The 7,333-nt window shown below is 38.7% G+C and carries 7 protein-coding genes and 1 pseudogene; 5 read left to right on the top strand and 3 right to left on the bottom strand.

Going from position 1 to position 7,333, the window contains the following annotated elements; genetic code table 11:
* Nucleotides 1-635 precede the first annotated feature (635 nt).
* The 3 genes and pseudogenes from ABLT31_RS37760 to ABLT31_RS37770 all read right to left on the bottom strand — a co-directional run.
* Nucleotides 636-983: a hypothetical protein gene (locus ABLT31_RS37760; protein ID WP_367760877.1), complete on the bottom strand. Its 348-nt coding sequence runs from the start codon at nt 981-983 to the stop codon at nt 636-638.
* Between the two features lie 81 nt (nt 984-1,064).
* Nucleotides 1,065-1,424 (bottom strand): glycine betaine ABC transporter substrate-binding protein, encoded by a 360-nt coding sequence (locus tag ABLT31_RS37765; RefSeq protein WP_367760871.1) that lies wholly within the window; start codon nt 1,422-1,424, stop codon nt 1,065-1,067.
* Nucleotides 1,351-1,846: pseudogene (locus ABLT31_RS37770) on the bottom strand (ABC transporter permease); the annotation flags it as partial. The pseudogene ABLT31_RS37770 and the gene ABLT31_RS37765, both read right to left, overlap by 74 nt.
* A 112-nt stretch (nt 1,847-1,958) precedes the next feature.
* On the opposite strand from ABLT31_RS37770, the gene ABLT31_RS37775 reads away from it, so the two are divergent.
* The 5 genes from ABLT31_RS37775 to ABLT31_RS37795 all read left to right on the top strand — a co-directional run bounded on the left by ABLT31_RS37775 (nt 1,959) and on the right by ABLT31_RS37795 (nt 6,834).
* The gene (locus ABLT31_RS37775; RefSeq protein WP_367760872.1) at nt 1,959-3,503 is read left to right on the top strand and encodes a spore germination protein; all 1,545 of its coding nucleotides are present in this window, start codon (nt 1,959-1,961) and stop codon (nt 3,501-3,503) included.
* 13 nt (nt 3,504-3,516) lie between these two features.
* A complete protein-coding gene (locus tag ABLT31_RS37780) occupies nt 3,517-4,716 on the top strand; it encodes a Ger(x)C family spore germination protein (protein ID WP_367760873.1) in 1,200 nt (399 codons plus the stop codon).
* A gap of 126 nt (nt 4,717-4,842) precedes the next feature.
* The gene (locus ABLT31_RS37785) at nt 4,843-4,965 is read left to right on the top strand and encodes a hypothetical protein (RefSeq protein ID WP_367760874.1); all 123 of its coding nucleotides are present in this window, start codon (nt 4,843-4,845) and stop codon (nt 4,963-4,965) included.
* 23 nt (nt 4,966-4,988) lie between these two features.
* Entirely contained in the window at nt 4,989-6,104 is a 1,116-nt protein-coding gene (locus tag ABLT31_RS37790) for a GerAB/ArcD/ProY family transporter (RefSeq protein ID WP_367760875.1), read from the top strand.
* 415 nt (nt 6,105-6,519) lie between these two features.
* Entirely contained in the window at nt 6,520-6,834 is a 315-nt protein-coding gene (locus ABLT31_RS37795) for a tyrosine-type recombinase/integrase (RefSeq protein ID WP_367760876.1), read from the top strand.
* Nucleotides 6,835-7,333: the final 499 nt, after the last annotated feature.

Below are 7,333 nucleotides of genomic sequence, written 5' to 3' on the forward strand. Positions count from 1 at the left end.
AAATCCATTCGAAGTGAAACCCAAATTCTTATGGAAGCAGTTACAAATAAACCTGGTACAAAAGCAAAAAATTCAGCATAGAATAGTAAATGAGAAGACGGGGACACCCGTCTTTTTTTCTTAGATGGAACATTTAGCACTATTACCCATAGTGCGATCTTTCTTCCAGACTGGTTAGGAATTTTTTTAGGATCTCTTTTAATACGTATATGCTTCGTATGCTCCAGTGTTCGATTCTCCCACTACTGTTTAACCTTGTTATACATTTCAAAATTGACATACGTAATGCTGAGTTCAATGTTTTATATTTTATATAACAACGCTTGTACCTACTGGATAACGGAAAAATGAAAAAAAGAGCTGTAATCAGAATTTGCCCTTTTTCTTCTAATGCCTCAATCGCATTTTTAATAATATTTATAAATACTTGCTTTATTTGGCCTCATGGGTGTGATGAGCTATGATTTAGTAATAGCCATCAAGTCTGACAAAATAAATATAAATACAGCAGCCGATATCTCACATGATCAAACGACAGCTCACGCTCATAAGTTCACGAAAATAAAATAATTAGAAACTAACTGGGATAACAATGGCAAAGCAGAAGCTTTGCCATTGTTATTTTCCAAATGAAATCAATAGTTCATAATATGATCTATGAGCAGATGGCAGCCATGCCCCGACAAAAGCGTCAGCACTTGCTTGCCACACCCGCAAAAATCGGTCGGCGCTGCATCGACTTGTAATAGGTTCACATCATATCCAATCTCTTTTAAGGCATGAGCCACAATATGTGTACTGGTAATGATATCCTGCCATCCATTAAATACAAGCGTTACCTTATCTCCCTCTACCTTTTCGGTACCATCCAACCAGCTGTTGACTCTATCCTGATTATCTGCGATCCACTTTTCAGCAGATATACCAGGCTCCAATCCGGTTCGATCATAAGCATGACTTGAGCCATATCTTCGGGTTTCCAATTGAATTGATCCAAAACTTTGTAAGCATTCGGATGTTCTTCTTTTAAGCCTAATCTCACAATGCTATGGATATCATCCCCCTCACCGAAAATACCTTTGATCCAGGAACTTCAAATCAAATTTAGAGAATTTCCAATGCGGCATCCATCCCATAACCACAATCGGCTGATTCTTTTCATAAGCCTTAACCATGCCTGCACTTGAGCCTTCAACTAATTTCCAATCTTTCATGCCATAATCGATAAAGGCCTGTTCCGTAAGAGCATGTATTCCTGATCTTGCTTCAATGCCGATGACTTCATATTTTAAATGTTCTCCAATCGATACGGATTCACTTCCTCCCGAGGACTCTGACGTTCCAGTCGGCTCAGAACCGCACCCTGTAAGCACCAAAGATAAAGATAATAGAGCAGCAGTACCACCTAAAATCATTTGTTTCATTATATTCTATCCCCCTCTGTTTTTGCCCGATATTTTGGGAAAGACGATCCAATATGATCGCTAAAATTACAATGGAAATACCAGCTTCAAAGCGTGTCCCAATTCGTAATTGGGTAACCGCACGCTATACCTCTGTACCAAGACCAGGTGCACCAATCATGGAGGCTATGACCACCATGGAAAGCGAGAGCATAATACTTTGATTGATTCCTACGATGATCGTTGGCTTGGCTAGAGGCAATTGAATTTTTAACAGCTTTTGCATAGGAGTAGATCCAAAGGCGTCCGTAGCTTCAATCAATTCATCGGAAATTTGACGGATGCCTAAGCTGGTAAAGGCGAATGGTAGGCGGCATGGCGAATATCACAGAGGCGAAAACGCCAGGTACCATGCCTAATCCAAATAAGAATATGGCTGGTATTCACGTACATTAAGTAATACATATTTTTTTACATTTTACCCATGATAATAATGCTAAAGAGGAGGTGTAAAAAATTAACATCAGAACTTTTCTGAAAAGTATTAAACATTCGTTGCGAAGTAAAGAAGATTCCAATAACAGTTCGAATGAAAAAAGGCGATTACATACTAGTCTGCACGAAAATATCCGTAAAGTGAAAGAAGCTGTTGGCAACAGCTCCGATATTGTTATTAGGGAATTATACATCGGTCAAGAAGCAATAAAGGTAGCGATCTTATATACGGATGGTTTAGCTGATTCTAAGTCAGTGAATAATTTCATCTTGGAATCCATCATGTTGAACACCTATCCGGGGGATTCAGTTTCTCACTTCTCCCATAGTAACCCTATTCAGATGTTGAAAGATCACGCGTTAGCAGTAGGAGAGGTTAAAGATGTAAACGATATCCAAACTCTTTTAACCGCTATTCTAGCTGGTGATACGGCCATAATGATCGATGGATACTCACAATGCATAATCGTAGGACTTAGGGGTTGGGAACACCGTGGGGTAACTGAGCCAGCTACTCAGAATGTAATCCGTGGGCCACGGGATGCCTTCACTGAAACATTACGGATAAACACAGCTTTAATACGCAGAAGAATCAAAGACCCTAACCTTTGGTTAGAAACGAAACCTATCGGCAGAGTGACCAAAACAGATGTTGCTATGATGTATATCAAGGGTATCGCCAATGATAAGATCGTGGAGGAGGTTCAAAGACGCATTGATCGTATTGACATTGACGGAATTTTGGAGTCCGCATATATCGAAGAGCTAATCCAGGACGAAACTTTTACCCCTTTTCCAACAATGAGTAACACCGAACGACCGGATGTTGTAGCGGCGGCGCTTTTAGAGGGACGTATAGCCATCTTAGTTGATGGAACGCCATTTGTTTTATTGGTTCCATCATTATTCACTCAATACTTCCAAGCCGCTGAAGATTATTATCAACGTTCAGATTTAGGGTTGATTCGAACCTTACGCTATCTTTCATTTTTTATCGCTCTCTTGGCTCCGTCTTTATACATTGCCATTACTACCTTTCATCAAGAAATGTTGCCGACACAGCTTCTTATCAGTTTGGCTGCCCAACGTGAAGGGGTCCCTTTTCCTGCTGTGGTCGAAGGGTTTTTAATGGAAGTCACATTTGAAATCTTGCGTGAAGCTGGAGTTCGAATGCCGAAAGCGATTGGACAAGCTGTTTCTATTGTGGGAGCTTTAGTGATAGGGCAGGCGGCTGTTGAAGCGGGATTCATATCAGCGGCCATGGTTATCGTGGTATCTATTACTGCCATTGCCAGTTTTGTGTTTCCTTCCTACAATATGGCGATTTCGGTAAGAATATTGCGATTTATATTCATGGTGCTAGGTGCAACTTACGGACTCTTTGGAATTACAGTAGGACTATTTCTTTTAGTGCTGCATCTGACCAGCTTACGTTCTTTTGGCGTACCTTATATGTCACCATTTGCTCCCTTTATACCATCTGACCAAAAAGATGCTATTTTGCGTTTTCCCTTATGGGCCATGTTTTCACGCCCGCACTTTACCAGTCAGAAAAATATCATCCGTCAAAAAGAGGCTCAGGAATCGAAGCCAAGGAAAGAATGAAGAAGGTGTATCTATGCAGGGAAAAGCTTTATTCCTGTTTGTTATGATTTTGATATCCACATATATTTCAGGTTGTTCGAACCGACGGGAGTTAAATGAACTCGGAATTGCGATGGGAATGGGGATCGATAAAATTGGGGAAAACTACAAAATAACCGTCCAGCTCGTGAATCCTGGTGAAATAAATCCGATAAAGGGTGGAGGTGGGCGCTCACCAGTCAATACGTTTGAGGCAACAGGAAACACTATGTTTGAGGCGGTTAGAAGATTAACAACGGTGGCTCCTCGAAAAGTTTATTTTGCCCATCTTCGGATGGTCGTTATTGGAGAAGATTTAGCCAAACAAGGGATAGGGAAGATCTTAGACTTTATTAGTAGAAATCCGGAATTTCGAACGGATTTCTTTATTGTAATCAGCAGAGGAACGAGAGCGGAGAATATATTAAAAGTGATGACTCCGGTTGAAAAAATACCGGCTCAACAGATTTTTAATAAGCTTCAAACTTCCGAAAAGTCATGGGCTGCTACGAGAGCGACTACATTGGCTGATTTAATTAAAGAATTAACTACTAAGGGAAAAAAAGCACCGGTCGTGACAGGACTCCGAATTCAGGGGGTGCGAGAAAAAGGGAACTTAAAAGAAAATGTAGAGATGATCGATGTCCCAGTTAAATTAACATATACCGGCTTGGCTGTTTTTAATAAAGATAAACTGATAGGATGGCTCAATGAGGATGAAAGCCAAGGATATAACTATACACAGGGAAAAGTAAAAAATACCATTGAAGACGTCGCTTATAAGGAAGGGATGGTTGGCATTGAAATTATTCAAGTGAAGGAAAAAATCCAGGGCAAAGTGAGAAATGGAAAACCGCAAGTCCTTGTTGAAGTACAAGTGACCGGGAATATTTCCGATATTGAAACCCACAATCTTGATGTTACGAAAATCGAAACAATTGATGTATTAGAAAATAAAGTTGAACAAGATATCAAACGAAAAATAGAGCAGTCAATTAAAAAAGCTCAAGAAGAATTAAAAGTTGATATTTTTGGTTTTGGTTCAACGCTTGAACGGGATGAACCGGAAGTGTGGGAGAAACTCGAACAACTTTGGTTTAAGGAATTTCCGGTTCTATCCGTAGAGGTTAAGGTTGAAGCCAAAATCAAGCAGATGGGTACAATAACCAACTCTTTGTTAAAAGATATTGAGTAAAGGGAATTTGGATAAATGCTGTCAGTTGCCGGAATCCTGTTAATGGTCGTTTTTTTATCTTGGTTGGAATTTAATCTCCTTTTGAAAGACTATGGGAAGAAAGAAAAGTGGGTTTTTATATTTTTCATGATATTTGCAACAGGAATAAGTATTGGTCAAGCATTGAATATGGATATTGCCAATCCCCTTGATTGGGTTGCCTTTGTTTTTAAGCCTTTCAGTGACTGGTATTTCGGGATTATGAAATAAATACAACAGAACGAAGGAAGGAAATGTTGAAAAACAGCATGAAAATAAAAATAAGCGTTCGCCAATTTGCTGTATTGGTTTTTTTATACGCGGTTGGCACAACAATCTTAGTTACTCCGTCAGGTCTAGTTGCTGATGCCAAGCAGGATGCCTTAATTGCCATAATTATTGGTATTGCCATATCATTTTTGATCATCTATCTCTATAACACGGTGGCCTCCCTTTTTCCTCAAATGACCTTCATTGAATATAGTGAAGTTATTTTTGGAAAATGGGTGGGCAAGATGATTTCACTTTTGTATGTTTTTGGTATAGGTTTTATGGGGGCTACTACCCTACTATTTTATGTAGGAAACTTCATGACTACACAAATCATGGTTGGAGCCTCTATAAATTCGATTATGATTCTTTTTGCCATTCCTGTTGTGGTTGCCTTGCGCCTGGGTATTGAAACGCTGGCTCGAACGGCGGAGATCTTATTTCCATGGTTTGTAGTACTTTATATCGGTTTGGTCACCTTCGTTTCTCCACAAATGGAGATTGAAAACCTTCGTCCTGTATTTCAAACAGGAATAAAGCCGGTATTGCGGGCTTCTTTAGATTTTATTAGTATAGCAGCCTTGACTTCGGTATCTTTTTTTATGATATTTCCTATGGTAAATAACCTTAAGAAGGCGAAAAAAGGGTTTTACCTGGCCACTTTTTCTGCTGGGGTTGTGATCTTTATCATATCGGTGGTAAGCATTTCGGTGCTTGGGGTAGAATTGACTGAGAGACATCTGTATCCAAGTTATGCACTAGCTAGAATGATTAATGTAGGGAATTTTTTACAAAGAATAGAAGCGATTGTGGCCGCATTGTGGCTTATAACTATTTATTTCAAATTAACTCTGTATTTTTATGTATGGGTTGATGGTCTAGCCCGAATCTTAAAACTAAGTGATTATCGTGTCCTCATTTTACCAATGAGTTTTCTTCTAGTTGTTTATTCACAGGTGGTCTATCCTAATGTTACGTATATGATGTATTGGGATGAGAAGATTTTCATTCCTTTTATTATAACTTTAGGAATCTTTATGCCTCTATTATTATTAGCTGTTTATTTCCTTCGGTTTAGGATATTCAGAAAGAGTAACTAAGGGGATAACTTCAAAACATGCCACCTAGGGTGATAAAAGGCAGAATTCTGTTCATTTCTTAAAATTCTTTCTTTGATCGCCATACTGTGTTACTTAAAGCTTATGTAGAGGGAAGCACACATTCCAAAAATAATGAACTCAATATGGTTTCCAAACATAAACCAACTTTTTGTGTTAAATATCAATTTGTTGTATTGATTGTGCCACTAGAAAATATATTCCATCCGAAAATCTATGAGACACAGCTCATTAGCGATGCTAAAAAAGACCGGCGGCCAACCGCATAATCCAATTTCATCGAATGAACAAAGAACAAGATGTGGCTATTTCTCCCTCTTTCTAGGATCTGGTCTATGTATATCAGAGTTAGTGAATTTAGATATCGATGATATGAATAGACACAACCGAACATTGAATGTTCTCCGCAAAGGAAATAAAGAAGATATTGTATTTTGATGAGCAAGCACTGATTGATCTGAAGGAGTATTTAGAAGTTCGAAGTGAACGATATGGTTTGTTTCCTGACTTTAAGCCTCTGTTCATTCCTTCCAAGGTTGAACGAAAAGGAACAGGAAGGATGACGGTACGTGGAGTTCAAAAAATGATTGAGAAGTATGTGGATGCTTATCATGGGCCAAACTTAACGGCTCATAAGTTGCGTCATTCATTTGCAACTCGTCTATATGAGAACTCTAAGGACATTATTGGTGAAAGATCAGTTAGGTCATGAATAAATAAAAACACCCATCTTTACACCCATTTACTCAACGTAGAAGAGCACTGGAGCATATGAATCGTGGTAGCTGTATCGATTAATGATTATGAATTAAAGTATGTAAGATAGGCCACCGCTCCGGCTGCTTATCCAAGAAAACTCTAATATACGCGTTGTTCAAAAAATCTCCTGTCAAACATTTGTAAAGGTAGTATCTAATTTACAAACTTTTTTAAATTAAATTCAGCACCTTTAGCAATAACCTTTTATATAGATATACCTTCATATTATAGAAGTACACAAATGAAACACTATTACTGTAAAAGACTACTCTTCTCTTTTACAAAAGTAGTTGCTATTTCCACCTTCCCTATTAAATCTAAGCAACACAATTTACTTTTACTTCCATATAACAACAATACCCTGTCCATTCCAATTTTAGGGAGAAACAGGGTACTATACCTCGCCTTCTAAATCCAATCCAGCACCTCTTTACTCTTCCCTCCGTCCGAAG

It is taken from the genome of Ammoniphilus soli (genome assembly GCF_040813775.1).

What these genes read in the sequence shown, in the direction of transcription:
- ABLT31_RS37765 (WP_367760871.1), bottom strand. Translation starts at nt 1,424, where the DNA reads ATGAAACAAATGATTTTAGGTGGTACTGCTGCTCTATTATCTTTATCT.
- ABLT31_RS37780 (WP_367760873.1), top strand. Translation starts at nt 3,517, where the DNA reads ATGCAGGGAAAAGCTTTATTCCTGTTTGTTATGATTTTGATATCCACA.
- ABLT31_RS37785 (WP_367760874.1), top strand. Translation starts at nt 4,843, where the DNA reads ATGATATTTGCAACAGGAATAAGTATTGGTCAAGCATTGAATATGGAT.
- ABLT31_RS37790 (WP_367760875.1), top strand. Translation starts at nt 4,989, where the DNA reads ATGTTGAAAAACAGCATGAAAATAAAAATAAGCGTTCGCCAATTTGCT.
- ABLT31_RS37795 (WP_367760876.1), top strand. Translation starts at nt 6,520, where the DNA reads ATGTTCTCCGCAAAGGAAATAAAGAAGATATTGTATTTTGATGAGCAA.